This is a genomic window from Tateyamaria sp., assembly GCF_059783535.1.
The window spans coordinates 7489-28090 of sequence record NZ_JBYNDP010000046.1 but is presented as its reverse complement, the minus strand read 5'-3'; the positions used below and the strand labels follow the sequence as shown (position 1 = coordinate 28090).

Here is a 20602-nt window from a genome sequence, read left to right as displayed (position 1 = left end):
AGGACAATATCACCAAGCTGTCGGGCGATGTGCTCAGCCTGCAGGACATCCTGTCAAACAAACAGACCCGCGGCGCGTTCGGAGAGATCCAGCTGCGTGACATCGTGGGCAAGGCCCTGCCCAACGACAGCTATGCGTGGCAACCGACACTTTCGAACGGCAAGCGGGCCGATTGCATGGTGCATTTGCCGAACCCGCCCGGGCCGATTGTTATCGATTCAAAGTTCCCGCTGGAGGCTTACGAAGCCCTACGGCGGGCCGAGACTGATCATGAACTAAAACAGGCCGTCGCATTGATGAAAACGGCCGTGAAGAAGCACATTGCGGATATCTCGGAAAAATACATCATCGACGGGGAAACAGCGGACGGCGCATTGATGTTCCTGCCGTCCGAAGCGGTCTATGCTGAGCTGCACGCCAACTTCCCCGACCTTGTGCGGGAAGGGTTCGACAAGCGGGTCTGGATTGTGTCGCCAACCACCTGCATGGCCACGTTGAACACGATGCGCGCGATTCTTAAGGATGCGCGGATGCGCGAACAGGCCGGGGCCATCCGCAAGGAATTGTCGATGCTCGTTGCCGATGTGGACCGGCTTGGCACGCGCGTTGGCAATCTCGATCGACACTTTTCACAGGCCTCAAAGGACATCGAAGATATCAAGATCAGCGCCGAGAAGGCTGGCAAACGCGCCAATCGCCTCGACAACTTCGACTTCGAAGAGCTTGATGACCAAAGCACACTCGCATTGAACAACCGCCCACCTGCCGCGGAATGACCCCACAGGCCCAACGCATCTTTTTCGAGGCCGAAGCACAGGCCGAGTGGTACATCGGCATACTGCGTCTGATCATTTCGACATCCTTGGCCGTTGTTCTATTCGCGACCGTCTGGTTCACGGGACTGCCCGACTCCGAAGCGTTGGAAGTGCAGCTTGTCTATGCCGCGATGACAATGGCGAGCTACTTCATTCTGGGCCTTGTCATCATCTTCGTGATCCGTGCGGGCCAGTTCAGGGCCTGGATGGCATGGCCGTCGGCGCTGATCGACTGCGTGTTCATTCTTCTGGGGTCATGGCTCAGCCTGTCAAACATGGGCCTGTCCGGGCAGTTTGTTGCTGCCTTTCCAACCTTCTGGCTGATCCCTGTCGTGCTGGCCTGTGGCGCGCTGCGGTTCAATCCCGCGCTTCTGGCCTGCATGTCATTGGTGCTGGTCGTCGGCTTCGCTGCCATCCTGACGATCCCCTTTCTGGCAACCGAGGCCGAGGCGCGCGCGGGATTGATCTTTCTCTTTGGGTGGCCGCCGAACTTCGTGCGCATCGTCATGATCGCCTTGGCGGCAATGGTGTTGGTTCTGGCGTCCATGCGTATTCGCGCACTGCTTCGTCGCTCGATCGACGAAGCCGAGGCACGCGGGCAACTCACCCGCTTTCTGCCGTCCGAGTTGAATGACCAGCTTTCTGCGCGCGGGATCGACGCCATGCGTGAAGGCCACCAACAGCGGATGGCCATTCTCTTTGTGGATATCCGCGGCTTCACCTCCATGGCCGAAAACATGAGCGCACCGGACCTGTCCGCCTTTCTGGCCCGTTACCGGGCCCATATTTCGAAGTCGGCGGATGCGACGGGTGGCATCGTGGACAAATTTGTCGGCGACGGGGCGATGGTGGTTTTTGACGATAGCCATGGTGACGCCGCTACCTGCGCTGTCGCGTTTGCCCATGACCTACTTGAGCATATCGACGATGTGCGTTTGGGCATCGGTATTCATTTGGGCGAAGTGTTTGTGGGTGTCGTCGGCGATGAGGGGCGGTTGGAATACACCGTTCTGGGCGATGCCGTGAATGTTGCGGCTAGGCTCGAGACCGCGACGAAGACACAAGGCGTGACGCTGCTGATCTCAGACGCGGTTATGAATGGGTTGGAGAACGTCGGCCCGGGCTGGCAAGCCTTTCCATCGTTGGTGTTGCCCGGACGGCAGGAAACGATCTCGGCCTGGGGAATACCCGCGGCAGCGGCGGAGGACACCTCCGCCTTACGGTGAGTATCACCGCCCAGAAGCGGCGGAGGGCACCTCCGCCTTACCCGTCGATCGCAGCACGATACCACGCCACGATGGCCGCCCGTTCCTCGTCTTCCATATAGCTGAGGTTGGCCGGTGGCATTGCGTGGCTGACGCCTGATTGCAGGTAAACCGCGCGCGCATTGCGCGTCAGGTCCGCTTCGGTTTCCAGCACGACCCCTTTGGGCGCCCAGTGCAGGCCTGGCCAGCCGGGCTCGGCCGCGTGGCACATGCTGCACCGGCCCAACACGATGTCATGCACATCCGTGAACCCCTCGGCTTGCGCAAAGCGTGTCATCACCGCCGCCTCACGTTCACCGGATGGTGCAACGCTCAGCCATGCGATGAGGATGAACAAGATCACTGTCACGCCCCAAGTCCAATGCGGATTGCCTTTGCGCGCGTGATGCGTGTTGAACCAATGCCGGATCGTAACGCCCATCAGGAAGACAAGGGACGCGATCACCCAGTTCCACTCACTGGCAAAGGCCAGCGGGTAGTGATTGCTCAGCATCAGAAAGATCACCGGCAGGGTGAGGTAGTTGTTGTGGGTCGAGCGTTGCTTGGCGATCTTGCCATAGATCGCGTCGGGCGTGCGGCCTGCCATCAGGTCGGCCACCACGATCTTCTGGTTCGGGATGATGATGAAAAACACGTTGCCCGACATGATCGTGGCGGTGAAGGCGCCCAGATGCAGCAGCGCTGCGCGCCCCGTGAACACCTGTGTATAGAACCAGGCCATTGCCACCAGCACACCAAATAGCGCCACCATCAGCACCGTCTGATCCGCGTTCACAAAGACCTTGCAAAGTGTGTTGTAGATCACCCAACCGGCCGCCAGCGATACCAGCGACAAGCCTACCGCCTGCCACGTGGCAAGCTCCATCACATTCGGATCGATCAGGTAAAACTCGGCCCCCAGGTAATAGACCAGCACCAGAAGGATGAATCCGCTGATCCAGGTCCAGTAGCTTTGCCATTTATGCCAGATCAGGCCGTCAGGCATGTTGTCGGGCGCCACCAAATATTTCTGGATGTGATAGAAACCACCGCCATGCACCTGCCATTCTTCGCCATCCGCCCCGCTTTTCAGGTTGCGGTCTCGGTGCAATCCAAGGTCCAGTGCAATGAAATAGAAGGACGACCCGATCCAAGCGATGGCCGTGATCACGTGCAGCCAGCGCACTGCAAATTCAAGCCACGCGCCCATGGCAGCGAAGTCGTACATGTTGGCGTCCTTTCGTTCCCGAGCGCCAAACTAGACAGGGCGCGCGGGATACGAAAGGGGGCTGGGGCTCTGCCCCGGCGCGGCGCGCCTCCCCCGAGGTATTTTTGGCCAGAAGAAAGCCTAGTCGTAGCGCAGTTCCGACGCCTTGCCCTTGAACACCCAGTAGGCCAGCGCCGTGTATCCCCCGATCATCGGAATGACGACAATGGCGCCGACAAGGATGATCATCAGGCTCTCGGGCGCGCTCGCCGCTTCGTAGATCGTCAGCATTTCAGGCACGACATAGGGGTAGAAGGAATAGGCGAGGCCGCTGAACGCCAGAATGAACAGGGTGATGGCATAAGAAAATGGCCCCTTCGCCCCGCCATCGGTGGCATTCGGCAGCTTCTGCAACGACCGCCACAGCATCATCACCATGACCGCAGACAGGATCGGCAGCGGGGCCAGCAGCAGTATCTCAGGGAAATTGAACCACTTGTCGAAAATGCGTGTGCTGACCAGCGGTGTGGCCAACGAAACGGCGCCCAGACCCAGCACAAGGCCCCAGATACCGCCCTTGGCCCAATCCACGGCCTTGCCCTGCAGGATGCCCTCGGTCTTGATGATCAACCAGCAGGCGCCGATCATGGAATAGGCCACCGTCAGGAACACCGCGGTGATCATGGCAAAGGCCCATGTGCCCAGCGTGCTTTCCAACCCCATCACATATTTGCCCAGCATGAAGCCCTGGCTCAGCGACGTCATCAGCGAGCCGATGAAGAACAGCCAGTTCCATGTGGCCTTGTGCGGGGTGGGTGCCTTGACCCGGAATTCAAACGCCACGCCGCGCAGGATCAACCCAATCAGCATGATCGCCACGGGCAAGTACAACGCTGTCAGGATCGTGCCGTGGGCCGTCGGAAAGGCCACAAGCAACAGGCCGATGGCCAGCACCAGCCAGGTTTCATTCGCATCCCAGAACGGACCGATGGACGCCACCATCATGTCCTTTTCTTCGTCCGTGGCGAAGGGAAACAAAACGCCGACGCCCAGGTCAAAGCCGTCAAGGACCACATAGACCAGGATCGAAATGCCCATGAGCGCTGCAAAGGTGAAAGGCAGCCAGACCGCCGGATCGCCAAAAAGTTCCATCCGTTCTACTCCGCAGGAATTTCGCGGGTGACCGCGTGACCAGACAACGGTGTGCGGGGCCGTGGGACATCACCGTCCACAGCCTTGCGCGCCAGGAAGAAGAGCACGCCGATATAGGCGGCCAGCAACAGGGCATAGATCATCAGATACGCGCCCAACGTGGTGCCAACAAAGGGTGCCGGCACGTCCGCCACGGCCATTTCGGTGGTCAGAACGCCCTGCACCAGCCAGGGCTGACGCCCAATCTCGGTCGTATACCAACCTGCCAGCGTCGCCACCCAGCCCGAAAAGGCCATCGGCACCATGGCAAGCATCATCAGCTTCGGCACGCCCTCGGGTCCGCGCCGTTTGCGCAGCATGAGGATGGCAGCACCCCAGCTCAGGAACAGCATGGCAAAGCCTGTGCCGACCATGATGCGGAAGGACCAGAAAACGGGGGCAACCGGCGGGTGCATCACTTCGCCCTCTTCGGTGACAAAGTCGTTCAGACCGGGCACCACACCGTCGGCTTTGTGCTTGAGAATGATCGAGGCCATGTTTGGAATGGCCACTTCCATGCGGTTTTCACGCGCTTCCTCGTCCGGGATAGCAAACAGCAGGAGCGGTACATGGGACTGGGTGTCCCAGTTCCCCTCCATCGCCGCCACCTTCTGCGGCTGATGTTCCAGTGTGTTCAGACCGTGCATGTCGCCCATGAAGATTTGCAACGGGATCAGTAATGCACCCAAGTAGACACCGGTTTTCAGCGTCACGTGCACGCTCTTGCTCCGATCGCCCAGCAACCAACGGAAGGCGCTCAGCCCCGCGATCAGGAAGGCCACAGTCAGGCCCGACGCCAACAGCATATGGCTTAGGCGATAAGGCATGGACGGGTTGAATATGATCTCGAACCAGCTGGTGGCATGGGCCACGCCATCGCGCATCTCGAACCCTTGCGGCGTGTGCATCCAGCTGTTCAGCACAAGGATCCAGAAGGCCGACATGGTGGTGCCAAAGGCCACAAGGAACGTCGCCAGAGTGTGAAGCCACCCCGGCACGCGGGAAAAGCCGAACAGCATGATGCCCAGAAATACGGCCTCAAGAAAAAAGGCGGTCATCACCTCGTAGGCCAGAAGGGGTCCCGCGATGTTCCCAACTGTTTCCATGAACCCGGGCCAGTTGGTGCCGAACTGGAACGACATGGTGATGCCCGACACGACACCCATGGCAAAGGACAGGGCAAATACTTTGACCCAGAACCGATAGGCCTCCATCCAGCGCGCATCGCCCGTCGCGTTGAAGCGCAGCTTGAAGAACAACAGCACCCAGCCCAGGGCAATCGTGATCGTCGGAAACAGGATGTGAAACGAGATATTGGCCCCGAATTGAATTCGGGACAGCATGAGGGTGTCCATGCGAAGTCTCCGCTCAAGAAAAAAACGGTTACGTGTTTGGTCTTGAGCGACATATAGAAGCCGCACGCTTCAGATCAGCGGGGGTGCGACAGGGTGCGCCTGCGCGTTTTGTCACACAAGGTTGCCGCAGTTTGGGGCGTCCGTGTTGTAAAGCGGGCGGAAGTCAGGTGCCGGCGAGACCGTTGGGACAAGAAAATGGTGGCTTTCGGCGCGAAGTGAACATTCCAAACGCGGTATTTTTCGCTTAGGCTGAGCCGTCAGAAATACAACAAAAAAATCAAAGCAATGCTCCGTCTAGAAAGCCAGAATGTTCAACCTACTCAACTATGATGATCGCCTTGTTAAGAAGTTCATCGGAGAGTTCATTGAAGCCAGATTTCCTCGCTCCAAATTTGTTTTTGCCTGTATCTACAGATCCGCTGACTTTCCAAAATTACGTCAGGTTTTTATGGTGGAGGTTGAAGGCCAACGTTTCGCGCTAAAATTGGACTTAACATCCCACAAAACCAATCGATTAAAAAATGAGTACGAGGTTCTGTCTCGCCTTCATCCTCACTTCGAACCACACAAACGTGTTTCAGTAGTCAAACCTGTTTACCTTTCTCCGGGCGGGAAGTTTTTTGTTACGGAATACATTGGTCGAAAAACTGCAACGGACGCAATCCGCGAACTTGAACAAGACAATCGCGCTGGTCAAATCTACCGCAGGTCAGGTGAGTGGTTGCATGTGCTGCACAGTTTTGCGGAACCAACGCAAGAGCGTTTTTGGTACCAATGGATGTTTGAAAATTTGGCCGCGATCACGAGCTCATCGACCCCTCAGGCCTTGCCTGAAGAATATGAGCCAATGATAGAACAACTGCACCAGGATGCTCTGAAGATCGATGGTGTCAGTGACTTGAAAGTCTTTTCCAACGGTGATTTCCATGGCCGCAATCTCATAATAGATGCAGGACACGTCTATGGGTTAGACTTCACGGAAGCGAAGGAAAAACTTGCAATCTATGACATAGTTGATTTTTTGAAAATCGACGTGTTCCGCAATGGTGAATCAATTGATGTCGACCGGAGTGGTATTCTAAAATACAATAAAGAAATGTTCTTCAAATTGTACCGCCACCCGATAAATCTGGATGTATTGGATTTCAGTATCCGAGCAAGGTTACTAATTGACTGGTTGAGCATCACACGTGAGCGATACTCTAAGACCGATTTCCAACGCAAAAAATTCGACGCATTTCGACAGCGTTTATTGATTACCTTTCAAAGCGGCATGTAGGTGGATTTAACCAATGCCCAATTTTGGCCCAAACCAGACCTTCATCACCTGCCAGACAACTCTAGCCAGGGCTGATCAAACCGCTGCCAGCCCCGCATCCAATGCGCTCAGCACTTGAGCAATCTCATCCTCTGTCACCACCAGCGGGGGCGACATCATGATGTTGTTGCCCCCGATCCGCACCATCGCACCAGCTTCATAGGTGGCCTTGTGCATGCGCTTCATCGCCTCCGCGTCCAGCGGGGTCTTGGACGCCCGGTCGCTGACCAGTTCCACACCCGTCATCAACCCGTGCCCACCACGGACATCACCGACAACGTCGTATTTCTCCATCAAGGCCACGCAGCCCTCGTACAACTGCGTGCCGCGCGGACCTGCATTTGCCTTGGTATCAAGGCGCAGCGTCTCCTCCAAACAGGCCGTCACTGCCGCGGCCCCCACTGGATGCGCCGAGTAGGTGTAGCCATGGAAAATCGCGCCATCTGCATCTGCCTTTTCGAAAACGTCGGCCACCGCCTCACTCATTAGCGCAGCACCTACGGGGAAGTAACCCGAGGTGATGCCTTTGGCACAGCTCATCATGTCAGGCTTCACACCCCAGTGGCGCGACCCGCTCCAATCACCCGTGCGGCCAAAACCTGTGATCACTTCGTCCGCGATCATCAGGATGCCGTGTCGATCACAAATCTCGCGCATCAGCGGCATGAAGGTCTTGTGCGGAACGATGACACCGCCAGCGCCCTGAATGGGCTCCATGATAAATGCGGCAATGCTGCCCGGCCCTTGAAACTGGATCTCATCCTCCATCGCCGCAGCGACATTCTGGGCCAGCGTCGCCGGATCCGTTTCATCAAACGGATTGCGATAGGGATAGGGCGATGGCAGGTGGAAACAGCCCGGCATCAGCGGCTCATAGGCCACGCGGAACCGGTTGTTTCCGTTGACCGACGCACCCCCAAAATGCGTGCCATGATAGCCCTTCTTCAACGACAAGAACTTGGTCCGCCCCGGCTCGCCCTTGATGCGATGATACTGACGCGCCAGACGCAGGCATGTCTCAACCGAATCCGACCCGCCCGACGTAAAGAACACCCGCGCCATGCCATCCGCCTCAAAGAACGAGCGCACGGCATAGGACGCTTCAATCGCCGTCGGGTTCGACGTACCAAAGAAGGCGGAATAGTAGGGCAGATCATAAAGTTGCTTGGCAATCGCGTCTTTCACGGCATCGTTGGAATAGCCAAGGTTCACGCACCACAGCCCCCCAACAGCATCGACGGTCTTGTGGCCGTCAATATCCTCGATCACAGACCCTTCGGCACCGGTGATGATGGTCGGCGCATGGGCCATCGCCTCGCCCGGATGGCCCATCGGGTGCCACATGTGGCGGGCATTGTTGGCGCGCAGGAAATTGTCGTCTTTCATCTCGGGCCTCCCTCTGGGTTCACCACCACAAGGCCATGAACCGAACGCCCGCACAATGCAGATCGAAAGCATTTGCATAATTTTTCAGCACACCGCACAGTCTCGGCCCAGAGAAAACGACGTGGCGCGGGGCCATCCGTTCCGTCCCGGAACACCAGCCCCTAACGTCACGCGGTCACCACCTGGGAGAAACCTATGCTCAAACGTACCCTCGCCGCCTTTGCTGCGACCGCCGCACTGGCGGGCGCCGCCATGGCCGAAACACAAGTGCCCTTTGCACTCGACTGGAAATTCGAAGGGCCATCCGCCCCCTATTTCGCCGCCATCGACAACGGTCACTTTGGTGCCGCCGACCTGAACGTGGAAATCTCGGCAGGCCAAGGCTCGCTCGACGCGATCCCGAAAGTGGCTTCAGGCGCGTTCCCCATGGGCTTTGCCGACATCAACAGCCTCGTCAAATTCCTCGACCAGAACCCCGGCGCGCCCGTGACCGCCGTGATGATGGTCTATGACAAACCACCCTTCGCCGTCGTCGGCCGCAAGTCGCTGGGTGTGTCCGAGCCCAAGGACCTCGAAGGGAAAGTGCTAGGCGCCCCGCCCCCCGATGGCGCATGGGCACAGTTCCCGGCCTTTGCCACCGCAAACAGCCTCGACGTGGACAAGATCACGGTTGAACCCGTCGGCTTCCCCACGCGCGAACCGATGCTGGCCGAAGGCAACGTGGCCGCCGTCACCGGCTTTTCCTTCTCGTCCTTCCTGAACCTCGTGCGCCTCGGCGTGCCGGAAGACGACATTTCGACCATCCTGATGGCCGACTATGGGCTTGAGCTCTACGGCAACGCGATCATCGCCAACACCGACTTCGCTACCGCCAACCCCGAGATTGTGACAGGCTTCCTGACCGCCGTCGCCGCCGGTTGGAAAGATGCTATCGCAGACCCGGCCAAGGCAATTGAGAGCCTGGTCGAGCGCAACCCCGCCGCCGACGCAGCGCTGGAGGAACGTCGCCTGCAACTGGCCATCGACGCCAACGTGCTGACGGACGCGGTTGAGGCAAACGGCATGGGTGCAGTGGATTCCGCCCGCATGGCGACGGCGCTGGAGCAATTGGCCGAAACCTACGAGTTCCAGAACGCGCCTGACGCCAGCCTGTACTTCACCGACGCGTATCTGCCCGCCGCAGACGCTCGGAAACTCCAGTAAGAAGACAGCGCACGCCCCTATGAGCAATCTCATCGACATCAAGGGCGTGCGCCACGCCTACAAAACCCCGTCCGGCCCGCTGCCGGTGCTGGACGGACTGGAACTGTCCGTGCCCGAAGGCGGCTTTGCCGCCGTCGTCGGCCCCTCTGGCTGCGGCAAGTCCACCCTGACACGGCTGGTCGCCGGGCTGATGAAGCCGGACGAGGGCGAGGTCTGGTTGCACGGCGACCTGGTCAAAGGCCCCAAATCCACTGTCGGTATGGCCTTCCAGAACCCTGTTCTGCTCGAATGGCGAACCATACTGCAGAACGTGATGCTGCCGCTTGAAATCGTCTCGACCGGTATGTCCAAACGCGAACAGGAGGAACGCGCGCGGCACCTGCTCGACCTCGTCGGCTTGTCCGGTTTCGAAGACAAACGCCCGTCAGAGCTGTCCGGCGGGATGCGCCAACGCGCCTCGCTTTGCCGCTCCATCGTGCACAAGCCCGAGGTGCTGATCCTCGACGAACCCTTCGGCGCGCTCGATGCCTTCACCCGCGAAGACCTCTGGCAGACCATGCACAAGGTCAAGGCCGAGGAACCCTTTACCGGCGTCCTGATCACCCACGACCTGCGCGAGTCGATCTTCCTTGCCGATCAAGTCATCGTCCTGTCCGGTCGCCCCGCCAAGACGCAGTATGTCATGCATGTCCACCTGCAAGGCGAGCGGGACATCGAAATGCTATACACGCCCGAAAGCGCTGATGCGCTAAACATTCTACGCCAGCAAATCCGCATCGCCCAAGGAAGGGACGCCGCATGACCCTCCGCCAGATCGGCGTGCCGCTCGCCGCCCTCATCCTTTTTGGCCTGTTCTGGGAATGGCTCGTCTGGGTCAACGGCTGGCCCAACTACAAAATGGCCTCGCCCTCCGACATCTGGCCCGCCTTCTGGAAGTTCCGAGGCCTGTTTCTGGAGTATGGTTGGGACACGCTGTGGCGCACCGTTGTGGGCCTTCTGCTATCGGTCGTCTTCGGCGTCTTCCTCGGCATGATCATGGGTCTGTCGCGTACAATGCGCGACGCGCTCTATCCTTTGCTGGTGGGCTTCAACGCAATTCCGAAGGCGACAGTGGTGCCCATCATCGCCCTGATGTTCGTCGGCCAGCACGACATGAACACGATCCTGATCGCGTTCCTGATCTCCTTCTTCCCCATCGCCGTGTCGGTCAGTATCGGCCTGTCGACACTCGAACCCGAATACCGCGACATCCTCGCCTCCCTCGGCGCATCCAAGTTTACGATTTTCTGGAAAATCGCCCTGCCCAAAACGCTGCCCGAGTTCTTCGGCGCCCTGAAAGTCGCCGTCACGCTCGCCTTCATCGGTACCAACCTGATGGAGATCGTGGAACCCCACGGCCGCGGCCTTGGTCACCTGTTCGACAGCGGCAAGATCAGTGCAGATTACCCGCTGATGTTTGCAGTTCTCATCGCTTTGGCGCTGATGGGGATCGTCCTCTACTACGTCGTAGTAGCGTTGGAAAAAGCCTTTGCCGGCTGGGCCGAACGCAACCCGACGTGATCCAAAGTCCGCCTTGCGGCGACGACATTATTTACTTGGGGCTCTGCCCCCGCCTTCGGCTCCCCCGAGGTATTTTCAGCCAGAAGAAATGGTGTAGGGCGGATCGAGGTGCACTTCTTCGAGGTTGGCACCTTCTCCGATCCGGTCAATCACAGCAAAGAGGCCCGGTGCGTGCAAGGGCGTGAGAACACCATGCCACGTCCCGCGATGGAAGTTGATCGCCTGGCCTGGGGCCGTGAGGAAGGCCTGTGGGGTGCCGGGTGTGCCGCCTTCATCCGGGGCGACGATCACCAGAAACGGGTGTTCTGACATCGGCACGAAGCATTGCGATCCGTCCGGGTGCCGCTCGAGCAGGTCCAGCAAGTAGGGCATGCTGCGCGGTTCGGCGTTGAACAGGCTGATCCCTGCCTGGCCATCGCCAAAGTCCAGTTGCGCCCGGTCGTGATAGCGCCCGCACATACCTCCATTGATGATCTTGTCGGGCTCACCCGTGCAATCCAGCACATCACCGAATAGGGCAAAGGCCTCTGCCGTCAGGGGCTGCGCCTTGATCTCAGAGCGGGACATGCCGGTTCACGTCCTTGTAGAGCAGATAGCGGAACGGCCCGTCGCCCGTCGCGATACAGGCCTGCGGGCAGAAGGCGCGCAGCCACATGAAGTCGCCGGGGCCAACAGCCACCCAATCCTTGTTCAACAGGTATTCCGCCGTACCCTCCAGCACATAGAGCCCATGCTCCATCACATGCGTCTCGGCAAAGGGGATGCGCCCGCCCGGCTGGAAGTTCACGATGTTCACGTGGCAATCGTAGCGCAGATCCAGCGGGTCCAGAAACCGCTGCGTGGCCCAAAGATCGCCGCAGTCGGGCATCGGCGCGGGCGGTACATCGAGGTCGTGGGTTATCACCGGTTCGGGCAGGCTCAGCCCCTCGGCCCCGACATATTTCTTGCGGATCCAGTGCACGCCGCAGACTTGATCCGATCGGTTCCACAACGTCCACCGCGCCCCCGGTGGGATATAGGCAAAGCTGCCGGGGCGCAGTTCATACAGGTCTGCGCCCAGCGTTAGGTGGGCCGTGCCGTGGGCCACGAACAGAATGGCTTGCGCATCCATGTCGGGCTCTGGGGCGTTGCTGCCGCCTTCCGGGGCCAGTTCCACCGCATATTGGGCAAAGGTCTCAGCAAATCCGCTGAGTGGCCGCGCCAGAATCCAGGCCCGCGTGCCATCCCATCCCGGCAGGAAAGAGGTGACGATATCCCGCTGAACCGAGGCGGGGATAACAGCATAGGCTTCGGTGAAGATGGCCGTGCTTTCCGGGTGCTCGTTCTGGCTGGGCAAGCCGCCGGGGGGAAAGGCATAGGTCATTCCATCGCCTCCAGCCGCAACCGCGCAATGCGTTCAACCTGGCGGCAGGCCTCCGCCACCTCAACATCCGTTTCATTGCCAATCCGCCGCTCAAAGGCCCGCAAAATGCCGGCCTTGTCGTGATCTTTGACCGCGATGATGAAGGGAAAGCCGTGCTTTTCGGTGTAGCCGACATTGAGCCGCTCAAAACTGCTGCGTTCCTCGTCTGTTAGCGCATCCAAACCCGCACTTGCCTGTTCTTCGGTGCTCTCTGCCGTCAAACGCTTGGCCGCGGCCAGCTTACCTGCCAGATCGGGATGCGCGCGCAAGACATCCAACCGCTTGTCCTCCGACGCCGCTCGAAACACCCGGCAGAGCGCATTGTGCAGCCCCTGCGGGGTGTCATGGGCAGGTCCAAGTTCAAGCGCAAAGGCCCCTTCGGCAATCCAGGGCGAATGCTCGAACACACCGCCAAACGCCTCGACAAACGCGGCGCGATCCAGATGAATCCACCCGCGTTCAGGCTTGGGCGGATGAACCTCGGCCCAATGCGCCGCAATATCCTGCCGCCGGGCACACCAAACGCCCTCGTGCCCCTGAACGTATTCGATGAAGCGGCGCAGCGCCTGCACCCGACCGGGCCGCCCGACAAGGCGACAGTGCAGGCCAATGGACATCATCGCGGGCCGTCCCGCCGCCCCTTCGGCATAGAGCGCATCGAAGGTATCCCGCAGGTAGGCAAAGAACTGGTCACCCGCATTAAATCCCTGCGGCGTGGCAAAGCGCATGTCGTTGCAATCAAGCGTGTAGGGCAAAATCAGTTGATCCCGCGCACCCACCCGCGCCCAATAAGGCAAATCGTCATCATAGGTGTCGCTGATCCAGTCCATGCCCCGCTCGGCCGCCAACCAGACCGTGTTCTCCGAACACCGGCCCGTGTACCAGCCACGTGGGCGCTGCCCTGTCACTTGCGTGTGCAGCGCAATGGCGGCATCCATATCCGCCGCCTCGTCCTCGACTGAATGATCCTTGTAGTCGATCCATTTCAGCCCGTGCGACGCGATCTCCCAATCGGCGTCCTGCATCGCCTCGACCTGCGCAGGCGAACGGGCCAAGGCGGTCGCCACGCCATAGACGGTCACCGGCACGCGCGCCTCGGTGAACAAGCGATGCAACCGCCAGAATCCGGCGCGCGCGCCGTAGTCGTAAATGGACTCCATGTTCCAATGCCGCTGCCCGGGCCACGCAGCCGCACCCACAATTTCGGACAAAAACGCCTCTGACGCCGCATCGCCATGCAGCAGGCAATTCTCGCCCCCTTCCTCGTAGTTCAGAACAAAGGACACCGCGATGCGCGCGCCGCCCGGCCACGCCGCATCCGGTCTATCGGCCCCGTGGCCATGAAAATCGCGCGGATACCGCGGTGGCAACTCGGCCATGGACTTCCCCAGACAATCAAGGTGAGATGCCTCCAACTTGCGACCAAACAAGGCAGGATGCAATGGCAGCCGGATACCTCACCACCCATGTCCTCGACACTGCGCGGGGCGTCCCCGCAGCAGGCATCAAGATCGCGCTCTATCGCGTGTCCGGCAACAGCCACAAAAAGATCGCCGAGGCCGAGACAAATGCCGATGGCCGCACCGACAGTCCGATCCTGCCACAAGGCAAGATGAAACAGGGCCATTACGAGCTGATCTTTTTCTGCGGCGATTACCTTGATCAACACGGGCTCAGCACGGACGAGGTCAAGTTCCTCGACCAGATCCCGATCCGCTTTGGGATCACGGATGACGAGGCGCACTACCACGTGCCGCTGTTGCTGTCGCCCTACGGCTATTCGACCTATCGCGGCAGCTGATCGGCCCTGTTGACAGCACATGGCAGTATCACGCCGTGGTGATGCAACTCCGCTGCACAACCATTCCGATTGCTGCTACGCTTTGCATGACCCAACTTGGGTCTTTCCAAATATCGGGAGAATTTCCATGCAGAGACGCGAATTTGTACTTGGTGCCGGAATGGCAACGGCCTTGGCCTCCATGGGGTGGTCCGTGGCCCCGGCAGGTGCCGCAGGACTCGTGGCCGCGCGGCGCTATACTGTGGGCTCTGCCACCGTGCACGTGCTGTCTGACGGGTTCATCTCTATTGGAGCCGAAGCGCTGGTCGGCGTCACACCCGAAGAGTTTGCAACACTCCTTGATCAGGCGAATATCGGAACGGAAGGGCATCCCAGTGCCGTGAACGCATTCCTGATCGATATCGGTGATCGCCGGATCTTGGTGGACACTGGCACGGCCTCACTCTTTGGGCCAACGCTTGGCAAACTGCCCTCGGTCATGGAAGCCTTGGGCGTCGATCCGGCCTCCATCGACACGGTCATTTTCACCCACATGCACGGCGACCACATTGGCGGCACGGTGGCTGAGGGCGGCAATCCGTTCACAAACGCGACCCTCCATGTCGCCAGTGCCGACGTCGATTTCTGGACCAACGAAGACATTCAGGCCCAGGCCCCAGACGCGTTCAAATCAGCCTTTGATCTGGCACGCACCTCCCTCGCCAGCTTTGGCGAGCGGGTCGAAACCTTCGGCGCCGGAGAAGAGACGCTCGCGCCCGGTCTGACCACCGTGCCGCTGCCTGGCCACACCGTTGGCCACACCGGGCTGATGCTGGAAAGTGATGGCGACGCGTTGTTGATCGTCGCAGATCTTCTACACGTGCCCGCCGTACAACTCGCCATGCCCGCGGTGACGATTGGCTTTGACACCGATCAGGATCAAGCGCGCGAAACGCGGCTCAAAACCATGGATATGATCGCCACGGATGGCATGATGATCGGCGGATCACATATCGCGCTGCCGGGGGTTGGGTATCTCGAAACCAAAGGCGATGGCTACCGCTGGACGCCGGCACGACATCAATACGGCTAATCCCGTTTTGCAAACAACGCTGCGCCCGCCATCCCAGGTGGGCGGGCATTTATGGTCTGTTAACGTTCAGCACCGGACGCCCCGTTAACCACGCGAAATCAAGCCATACGGCATCGAAGGGGTGCACAGGGGGTGTACGGATGCTGCACGGGGGGTGGCAGCCGCTTTTTCCAACAGAATAAGGCGTTAATGCGTGGTTGGACGACTTTGCGTCCGTTTCAGCCGTTAACCGTTGCGCGTCCGGTGCGGCCCGGCGATGGCGGCGAGGCCCAGAATGATGCCCGATACGGTCGCAATCATCCCAGCCGCGCTAACCGACGCGTTCGCCCCGATCAAAAGCGGCCCATACCCCGCCAGCACATATCCCAGCACCGCAGCCAGCGCCGCAAACAGCACCGACCACGCCACCTGATGACCCAACCGGTTTGTCATCATCCGCGCCGCTGCAGGCGGGCAGATGAACATGGCAATCACGATGATCGAGCCCACCGCATCAAAGGCCGCGACGGCAGCGATGGCAGACATGATCACTAGCGCCAGACCCAAAGGGCCGGTGCGAATACCAAGGCCGCGGGCAAACTCTTCGTCAAAGGTGGACAGCGCCAACGGTCGCCAGAAAACTCCTAAAAACAGCAGGATAACAACAAGCGCCAACAGCATCCGCGGTAGTTCCACAGGCAGTCCAGCCAGCGCCGCCGGGTCCAGCAACGAGGCCCACCCCGTCGCATCCAGCCAGATCAGGCTCTCAAGATTTCCGTACAGCGCATGTTCCACGTCCAGGTGCACATTGGAGGTATCCGACTGCTCCAACAGCAGCACCCCGCCTGCGAACATGGCAGTGAAAATAACACCCATAGCAGCCCCGGCCTCGATCCGGCCCAGACGGCGCACGGCCTCAATTGCAATCACCGCAATCACCGCAGCCGCAGCCGCGCCCAGCAGCATCGGACCCGTTGCCACCATGCCTGTGACAAGAAATGCCACAACGATCCCCGGCAGCACCACATGGCTTATTGCATCGCCAATCAATGCCTGTCGACGCAACAGCAGAAAGCTCCCCGGCAGTGCGCAAGCCACGGCTACCAACACACCAATCACCATGGGAGGCAGGGACAGTGCAACGAACTCCGCCCCCATCACGCCACCACCTGCGGCGCACCGATTTTCCCATCGATTTCAGTCAGTTGATCCTGGGTCAAGACATCCTCGATCGGCGTCAAACCATCGTATCGCGTTGCCGCCAGGGCATAAGCCTGATCCCCCCGCACAATGGCCCACCGCGTCTCATCCAGCAGCGCTTTCGACGCCGCCGCCTGCCCCTCTGGTGTGGGCACTCCATCGGGTAGCATCAGTCCTCCGCGTACCAGCAAGCGGTGCGTCAACACCTCGTAGATTGGCTGTCCCTGCGCCAGCGCCAACAATCCCTGCCGGACATGCACCCTGCGCTGATAGCGAAGGTGTGTAAGCAGTGAGGCCAGCACGCCACGACGCGGCGAAAATAGAAGGGAAAACAGGAAGATGGCAAAGCCGACCAATACAACGATTGGCCCTGTCGGCAATGCTGGAGAAACAGCCGAACCTGCCGCACCAACATAGCCTGACACGCCTCCAACCACCGCTGCGATGATCACCACATGATCCGCCCGTTCCGTCCAGAAACGGGCCGTCACAGGGGGTACGATCAACAGCGCAACGATCAGGATCAGCCCAACAACCTTGAGGCCCACGACAGTCACCACCAGCACGATCCCCATCATCGCCAGATCAATGCGCGGCAGCGACCATCCTGTCGCCTCAGCATAACCCGGATCAAAGGCCGCCAGCCCCAGCGGTCTGCGTAAGATCAGGACCAGCGCCAGCACGAGTGCAGCGGAGACAGCCAACAGGATCGCATCACTGCGCAACATGCCGGCGGTCGAGCCCAGCAAGAACCCTTCAAGCCCTGCCTGTCGCCCTGCATTCATGGTCTGGATGACCGTCAGGATGACAATGCCAAAGCCAAAAAACACTGACAAAACAGCACCAATGGCCGCGTCTTCGCCCAATCGGGTCCGGTCCGACAGCCATTGCACGCACAGCAGTCCGAAAGCGGCTGACACCCCAGCCCCTAGCAACAATCCGAAGAGCGACCGCCCCTCGCCTCCCATCGCCACCATGGCGACGAAAGCCAACCCGACACCGGGCAAAGTGGCATGAGAAATCGCGTCGCTGACCAGGGCGCGTTTGCGCAGAAACAGGAAAGTGCCCGCCACGCCGGAAGCGATACCCAAAAGGGCCGCCCCAATGGTCACAAGCGTGGCGTTGTAGCCCAGCTGCAAAAGCAGCGCGTCGGCCAGCATGGCCTAGCCCGCCACGCTTTCCGGATCAGCCCGTGCCGTGGTCAGACGACCGCCATAGGCGGATTGCAGGTTGCCCTCGGTAAACGCCTCGGCCACGGGTCCGGCAGCCACCACCTGTGTGTTCAGCAGAAGCACATCGTCGAAATAATCCGGCACGGTTGCCAGATCGTGATGCACCGCGAGTACGGTCTTACCCTCATCTCGAAGCCCTTGCAGAACTGCGATAATCGCTTTCTCAGTGGCGGCATCTACTCCGGCAAAAGGTTCATCCAGAACATAGATATCTGCCTCTTGCGCCAGCGCACGCGCCAGGAACACGCGCTGCTGCTGACCGCCAGAGAGTTGCCCGATCTGGCGATGCGCAAAGTCGGCCATGCCGACGCGATCCAGACAGTCCCGCGCCAGCGCCTTGTGTTGCCCAAGAACCCGGCCCAGCAAGCCCAGCTTGCGGTACATGCCCATCATCACGACATCAATCACGCGCACCGGGAAATCCCAATCCACGCTGGCCCGTTGTGGGACATAGGCGATCCGGTCTCGCATCTCTGCCATCGGTTCACCAAACACCGTCACCGACCCGGCCAGAGGGGTGATCACACCCAAGGCTGCCTTGAGCAGAGTGGACTTGCCCGCGCCGTTTGGCCCCACAATGGCCGTCATCGCACCTGCCCGCAGGGTCATGTCGACCGAGAAGATCGCAGGCGTCTGACCGTAGGACACCGTCATCCCGCGCACCGCCAGCGGGCTCGCTGCGCGCGTGGCTAGGTCAGTATCCCGCGAGGTTACAAGGGCAATATTCATGCAGCAGCCTTCAGCTTGCCCAGCCGTCCACCGGCGGGCGTATCAATGCCCAAAGCACGGGCAATGGTTGTCACGTTGTGGTCGATCATGCCCAGCCAGGTGCCTTCATAGGTGCCGTCCGGACCCATGGCATCACTGAAGAGCGATCCGCCAATATTCACCTCATGCCCCTGCGCCGCGGCGCCTTCGACCAGCGCACGGACGTTGCGATCAGACACGGACGTTTCGACGAACACGGCAGGCAACTGACGTTCAACCAGAAGATCGACCAGCTCTCCGATGCGGTTCAGACCAGCTTCGCTTTCGGTTGAAATCCCTTGAATGCCCATCACCTCAAAATCATAGGCAGCGCCAAAATAGCCAAAAGCATCGTGAGCCGTCAGCAGCACGCGGCGTTCTGCGGGAACACTTGTCAGCAAATCTCGAGCATAGACAGACAGTGCCTGCGCCTCGGATACGAATGAAGCTGCATTCGCCTCAAACATGCCGCGGGCGTCAGGACGCAGATCAGACAGCGCATCAACCACCGCAGGTACACATTGCACCCACAGGTCCGGGTCCATCCAGACATGCGGATCAAAACGGCCCTCATAGTCCTCGTGCGCCACCAGCAGAGCAGGATCCAATGTCGCCGCGATAGCATGCACTGCATTCTTGCGGCTCAGATCAAGAAAGAAATCCTCCATCTGCGCCTCAAGGTACAACCCATGCCACAGCACCGCGTCAGCTCGGGTCATCGCAACAATGTCGCTGCGGGTCTGGCGATAAGCGTGCGGATCAACGCCCGCTCCCATCAAGCCTTTGACCACCGCCTGATCACCGCCAACCGACCGGGCCATATCAGCAATCATACCGGTCGTGGCCACGATGTTGAGAGGTGAGGATGCTGCATATGCGGGGGTGACAGCTAATGCGCCTAGACCAGCCAGCAAAGCACGACGAGAGAGCGGGAAACGGTTTTTCTGTCTCATAAGAGTGAATATGAGAATCATTCTCAAGAAGTCAATAAGAATGAGAATGACTCGCAATAACGTGCCGGGATAGGACGGCACTCTCACTCGAACGTGATTAAAAACCGAGCGCCTTCGCCACTTTCCTCCAACGCGATCTGTCCGCCGCGTGCCTGCACAAGGCTACGCACGATACTCAGTCCCATGCCGGTGCCACCCTCCTCGCGGCGTGTTGTAAAAAACGGATCAAAGATGCGATCCCGGTTCCCCGGACTGACGCCCGGGCCATCATCCCAAACATCCAGTCCGGCACCCGACACGCGCAGCGACAGCCGGTTCGCACCATGAGCTGCCGCATTGCTGGCAAGCTGGGTCAGGATCGTCCTCAGATCATCCGCACTTATTGGCAGGACACCATCTGCTTCAACGCTCAGCGCCACACCGGTTTCTAAGTTCTCGACCGCATCCGACACGCGTACGGCCCCCGGCCCCGTGGATGCCGCTGCCCGCGCATGTCGCGCCAGATCATCAAGAAGGTTCTGCATGCGGGCCGCAGCATCGGTGATTGTCGTGTTCAATGCCTCGGCATCCTCACCTCTCGCACCAGCTTGCAGCAGTTCCGAAGCACCCCTGATTGCAGTCAACGGTGACTTCAATTCATGCGTCACGTGATCCGCATAGACTTGCAAACTGTCTGCACGGCTTTGCAGGCTGTCCCCCATGCCCATGACGCTGGCGGCAAGACCCATGAATTCGGGCGTCCCAAGATGCGTAGGCGCGTCTGGCCGCGCTCCCCGTCGCACTTCTTGCGCATAACGATCCAACGCCCAGACGGGGCGTAGCACCAAACGCCACAGCAAGAACCCCAACACGGCTGTCGCGACAATCGCAATCCAGGCAATCAGCCATGCCGCCTCTCCCCACCCCAGCACGTTGCCCCACAGGCGCAGGTTGACGA

20 protein-coding genes are annotated in these 20602 nt (G+C 59.8%); 8 read left to right on the top strand and 12 right to left on the bottom strand.

Translation table 11 applies throughout. The annotated features are described in order from the left end of the window. The coding region (locus AC6RA8_RS10965; RefSeq protein ID WP_500352790.1) for a DNA recombination protein RmuC at positions 1–776 on the top strand (776 nt) is incomplete at its 5' end. Further along, entirely contained in the window at positions 773–2041 is a 1269-nt protein-coding gene (locus AC6RA8_RS10960) for an adenylate/guanylate cyclase domain-containing protein (RefSeq protein ID WP_500352789.1), read from the top strand. The genes AC6RA8_RS10965 and AC6RA8_RS10960, both read left to right, overlap by 4 nt. Before the next feature lie 37 nt (positions 2042–2078). Here AC6RA8_RS10960 and AC6RA8_RS10955 read toward each other — a convergent pair whose 3' ends face one another. The 3 genes from AC6RA8_RS10955 to AC6RA8_RS10945 form a co-directional block, all read right to left on the bottom strand. Then, positions 2079–3287, bottom strand: a complete 1209-nt coding sequence (locus AC6RA8_RS10955; protein WP_500352788.1) for a urate hydroxylase PuuD — start codon at positions 3285–3287, stop codon at positions 2079–2081. Between the two features lie 120 nt (positions 3288–3407). Then, on the bottom strand, positions 3408–4418 hold the full coding sequence (locus AC6RA8_RS10950; RefSeq protein WP_500352787.1) for a cytochrome d ubiquinol oxidase subunit II: 1011 nt from the start codon (positions 4416–4418) through the stop codon (positions 3408–3410). Positions 4419–4423: 5 nt separating this feature from the next. Beyond that, positions 4424–5812: a cytochrome ubiquinol oxidase subunit I gene (locus tag AC6RA8_RS10945; protein WP_500352785.1), complete on the bottom strand. Its 1389-nt coding sequence runs from the start codon at positions 5810–5812 to the stop codon at positions 4424–4426. A gap of 307 nt (positions 5813–6119) precedes the next feature. Here AC6RA8_RS10945 and AC6RA8_RS10940 point away from each other — a divergent pair, with 307 nt between their 5' ends. Beyond that, positions 6120–7091, top strand: a complete 972-nt coding sequence (locus AC6RA8_RS10940; protein WP_500352783.1) for an aminoglycoside phosphotransferase family protein — start codon at positions 6120–6122, stop codon at positions 7089–7091. A gap of 75 nt (positions 7092–7166) precedes the next feature. Here AC6RA8_RS10940 and AC6RA8_RS10935 read toward each other — a convergent pair whose 3' ends face one another. Further along, positions 7167–8516 carry an aminotransferase class III-fold pyridoxal phosphate-dependent enzyme gene (locus AC6RA8_RS10935; protein ID WP_500352781.1) on the bottom strand — a complete coding sequence of 450 codons (1350 nt, stop codon included), beginning with the start codon at positions 8514–8516 and terminating at the stop codon, positions 7167–7169. 195 nt (positions 8517–8711) lie between these two features. On the opposite strand from AC6RA8_RS10935, the gene AC6RA8_RS10930 reads away from it, so the two are divergent. Genes AC6RA8_RS10930 through AC6RA8_RS10920 form a run of 3 tightly spaced genes read left to right on the top strand, consistent with a single transcriptional unit; the run spans position 8712 to position 11279 of the window. Further along, entirely contained in the window at positions 8712–9719 is a 1008-nt protein-coding gene (locus tag AC6RA8_RS10930) for an ABC transporter substrate-binding protein (protein ID WP_500352779.1), read from the top strand. Positions 9720–9738: 19 nt separating this feature from the next. Beyond that, complete coding sequence (locus AC6RA8_RS10925; protein ID WP_500352778.1) at positions 9739–10521, top strand: ABC transporter ATP-binding protein; 783 nt, start codon at positions 9739–9741, stop codon at positions 10519–10521. Continuing rightward, a complete protein-coding gene (locus AC6RA8_RS10920) occupies positions 10518–11279 on the top strand; it encodes an ABC transporter permease (RefSeq protein ID WP_500352776.1) in 762 nt (253 codons plus the stop codon). The genes AC6RA8_RS10925 and AC6RA8_RS10920 overlap by 4 nt, the downstream gene beginning before the upstream one ends. A gap of 75 nt (positions 11280–11354) precedes the next feature. Here AC6RA8_RS10920 and AC6RA8_RS10915 read toward each other — a convergent pair whose 3' ends face one another. Genes AC6RA8_RS10915 through puuE form a run of 3 tightly spaced genes read right to left on the bottom strand, consistent with a single transcriptional unit; the run spans position 11355 to position 14060 of the window. Next, entirely contained in the window at positions 11355–11846 is a 492-nt protein-coding gene (locus AC6RA8_RS10915; RefSeq protein ID WP_500352774.1) for an ureidoglycolate lyase, read from the bottom strand. Then, positions 11833–12642, bottom strand: a complete 810-nt coding sequence (locus tag AC6RA8_RS10910; RefSeq protein ID WP_500352772.1) for a bifunctional allantoicase/(S)-ureidoglycine aminohydrolase — start codon at positions 12640–12642, stop codon at positions 11833–11835. Before AC6RA8_RS10910 ends, AC6RA8_RS10915 begins: the two co-directional genes overlap by 14 nt. Then, complete coding sequence (gene puuE / locus AC6RA8_RS10905) at positions 12639–14060, bottom strand: allantoinase PuuE (RefSeq protein WP_500352770.1); 1422 nt, start codon at positions 14058–14060, stop codon at positions 12639–12641. The genes AC6RA8_RS10910 and puuE overlap by 4 nt, the downstream gene beginning before the upstream one ends. Positions 14061–14122: 62 nt before the next feature. On the opposite strand from puuE, the gene uraH reads away from it, so the two are divergent. Then, the gene (uraH, locus tag AC6RA8_RS10900; RefSeq protein WP_500352768.1) at positions 14123–14482 is read left to right on the top strand and encodes a hydroxyisourate hydrolase; all 360 of its coding nucleotides are present in this window, start codon (positions 14123–14125) and stop codon (positions 14480–14482) included. A gap of 127 nt (positions 14483–14609) precedes the next feature. Further along, a complete protein-coding gene (locus tag AC6RA8_RS10895; protein ID WP_500352766.1) occupies positions 14610–15554 on the top strand; it encodes an MBL fold metallo-hydrolase in 945 nt (314 codons plus the stop codon). Positions 15555–15779: 225 nt separating this feature from the next. On the opposite strand, the gene AC6RA8_RS10890 is transcribed toward AC6RA8_RS10895, so the two are convergent. The 5 genes from AC6RA8_RS10890 to AC6RA8_RS10870 all read right to left on the bottom strand — a co-directional run. Continuing rightward, positions 15780–16691 (bottom strand): metal ABC transporter permease, encoded by a 912-nt coding sequence (locus AC6RA8_RS10890; RefSeq protein WP_500352764.1) that lies wholly within the window; start codon positions 16689–16691, stop codon positions 15780–15782. Further along, positions 16691–17893: a metal ABC transporter permease gene (locus tag AC6RA8_RS10885; protein WP_500352762.1), complete on the bottom strand. Its 1203-nt coding sequence runs from the start codon at positions 17891–17893 to the stop codon at positions 16691–16693. The genes AC6RA8_RS10890 and AC6RA8_RS10885 overlap by 1 nt, the downstream gene beginning before the upstream one ends. Before the next feature lie 3 nt (positions 17894–17896). Beyond that, positions 17897–18694, bottom strand: coding sequence for a metal ABC transporter ATP-binding protein (locus AC6RA8_RS10880; RefSeq protein ID WP_500352760.1), 798 nt, complete (start codon positions 18692–18694; stop codon positions 17897–17899). Then, positions 18691–19665: a metal ABC transporter solute-binding protein, Zn/Mn family gene (locus tag AC6RA8_RS10875; protein WP_500352758.1), complete on the bottom strand. Its 975-nt coding sequence runs from the start codon at positions 19663–19665 to the stop codon at positions 18691–18693. Before AC6RA8_RS10875 ends, AC6RA8_RS10880 begins: the two co-directional genes overlap by 4 nt. A gap of 83 nt (positions 19666–19748) precedes the next feature. Then, positions 19749–20602, bottom strand: an 854-nt coding sequence (locus tag AC6RA8_RS10870) for a sensor histidine kinase (protein WP_500352757.1), incomplete at its 5' end; no start/stop codon positions are given.

What these genes read in the sequence shown, in the direction of transcription:
- AC6RA8_RS10945 (WP_500352785.1), bottom strand. Translation starts at nt 5,812, where the DNA reads ATGGACACCCTCATGCTGTCCCGAATTCAATTCGGGGCCAATATCTCG.
- AC6RA8_RS10910 (WP_500352772.1), bottom strand. Translation starts at nt 12,642, where the DNA reads ATGACCTATGCCTTTCCCCCCGGCGGCTTGCCCAGCCAGAACGAGCAC.
- AC6RA8_RS10895 (WP_500352766.1), top strand. Translation starts at nt 14,610, where the DNA reads ATGCAGAGACGCGAATTTGTACTTGGTGCCGGAATGGCAACGGCCTTG.
- AC6RA8_RS10960 (WP_500352789.1), top strand. Translation starts at nt 773, where the DNA reads ATGACCCCACAGGCCCAACGCATCTTTTTCGAGGCCGAAGCACAGGCC.
- AC6RA8_RS10940 (WP_500352783.1), top strand. Translation starts at nt 6,120, where the DNA reads ATGTTCAACCTACTCAACTATGATGATCGCCTTGTTAAGAAGTTCATC.
- AC6RA8_RS10925 (WP_500352778.1), top strand. Translation starts at nt 9,739, where the DNA reads ATGAGCAATCTCATCGACATCAAGGGCGTGCGCCACGCCTACAAAACC.
- AC6RA8_RS10915 (WP_500352774.1), bottom strand. Translation starts at nt 11,846, where the DNA reads ATGTCCCGCTCTGAGATCAAGGCGCAGCCCCTGACGGCAGAGGCCTTT.
- AC6RA8_RS10880 (WP_500352760.1), bottom strand. Translation starts at nt 18,694, where the DNA reads ATGAATATTGCCCTTGTAACCTCGCGGGATACTGACCTAGCCACGCGC.
- AC6RA8_RS10890 (WP_500352764.1), bottom strand. Translation starts at nt 16,691, where the DNA reads ATGGGGGCGGAGTTCGTTGCACTGTCCCTGCCTCCCATGGTGATTGGT.
- AC6RA8_RS10920 (WP_500352776.1), top strand. Translation starts at nt 10,518, where the DNA reads ATGACCCTCCGCCAGATCGGCGTGCCGCTCGCCGCCCTCATCCTTTTT.
- AC6RA8_RS10885 (WP_500352762.1), bottom strand. Translation starts at nt 17,893, where the DNA reads ATGCTGGCCGACGCGCTGCTTTTGCAGCTGGGCTACAACGCCACGCTT.
- puuE (WP_500352770.1), bottom strand. Translation starts at nt 14,060, where the DNA reads ATGGCCGAGTTGCCACCGCGGTATCCGCGCGATTTTCATGGCCACGGG.
- AC6RA8_RS10955 (WP_500352788.1), bottom strand. Translation starts at nt 3,287, where the DNA reads ATGTACGACTTCGCTGCCATGGGCGCGTGGCTTGAATTTGCAGTGCGC.
- uraH (WP_500352768.1), top strand. Translation starts at nt 14,123, where the DNA reads ATGGCAGCCGGATACCTCACCACCCATGTCCTCGACACTGCGCGGGGC.
- AC6RA8_RS10935 (WP_500352781.1), bottom strand. Translation starts at nt 8,516, where the DNA reads ATGAAAGACGACAATTTCCTGCGCGCCAACAATGCCCGCCACATGTGG.
- AC6RA8_RS10875 (WP_500352758.1), bottom strand. Translation starts at nt 19,665, where the DNA reads ATGAGACAGAAAAACCGTTTCCCGCTCTCTCGTCGTGCTTTGCTGGCT.
- AC6RA8_RS10950 (WP_500352787.1), bottom strand. Translation starts at nt 4,418, where the DNA reads ATGGAACTTTTTGGCGATCCGGCGGTCTGGCTGCCTTTCACCTTTGCA.
- AC6RA8_RS10930 (WP_500352779.1), top strand. Translation starts at nt 8,712, where the DNA reads ATGCTCAAACGTACCCTCGCCGCCTTTGCTGCGACCGCCGCACTGGCG.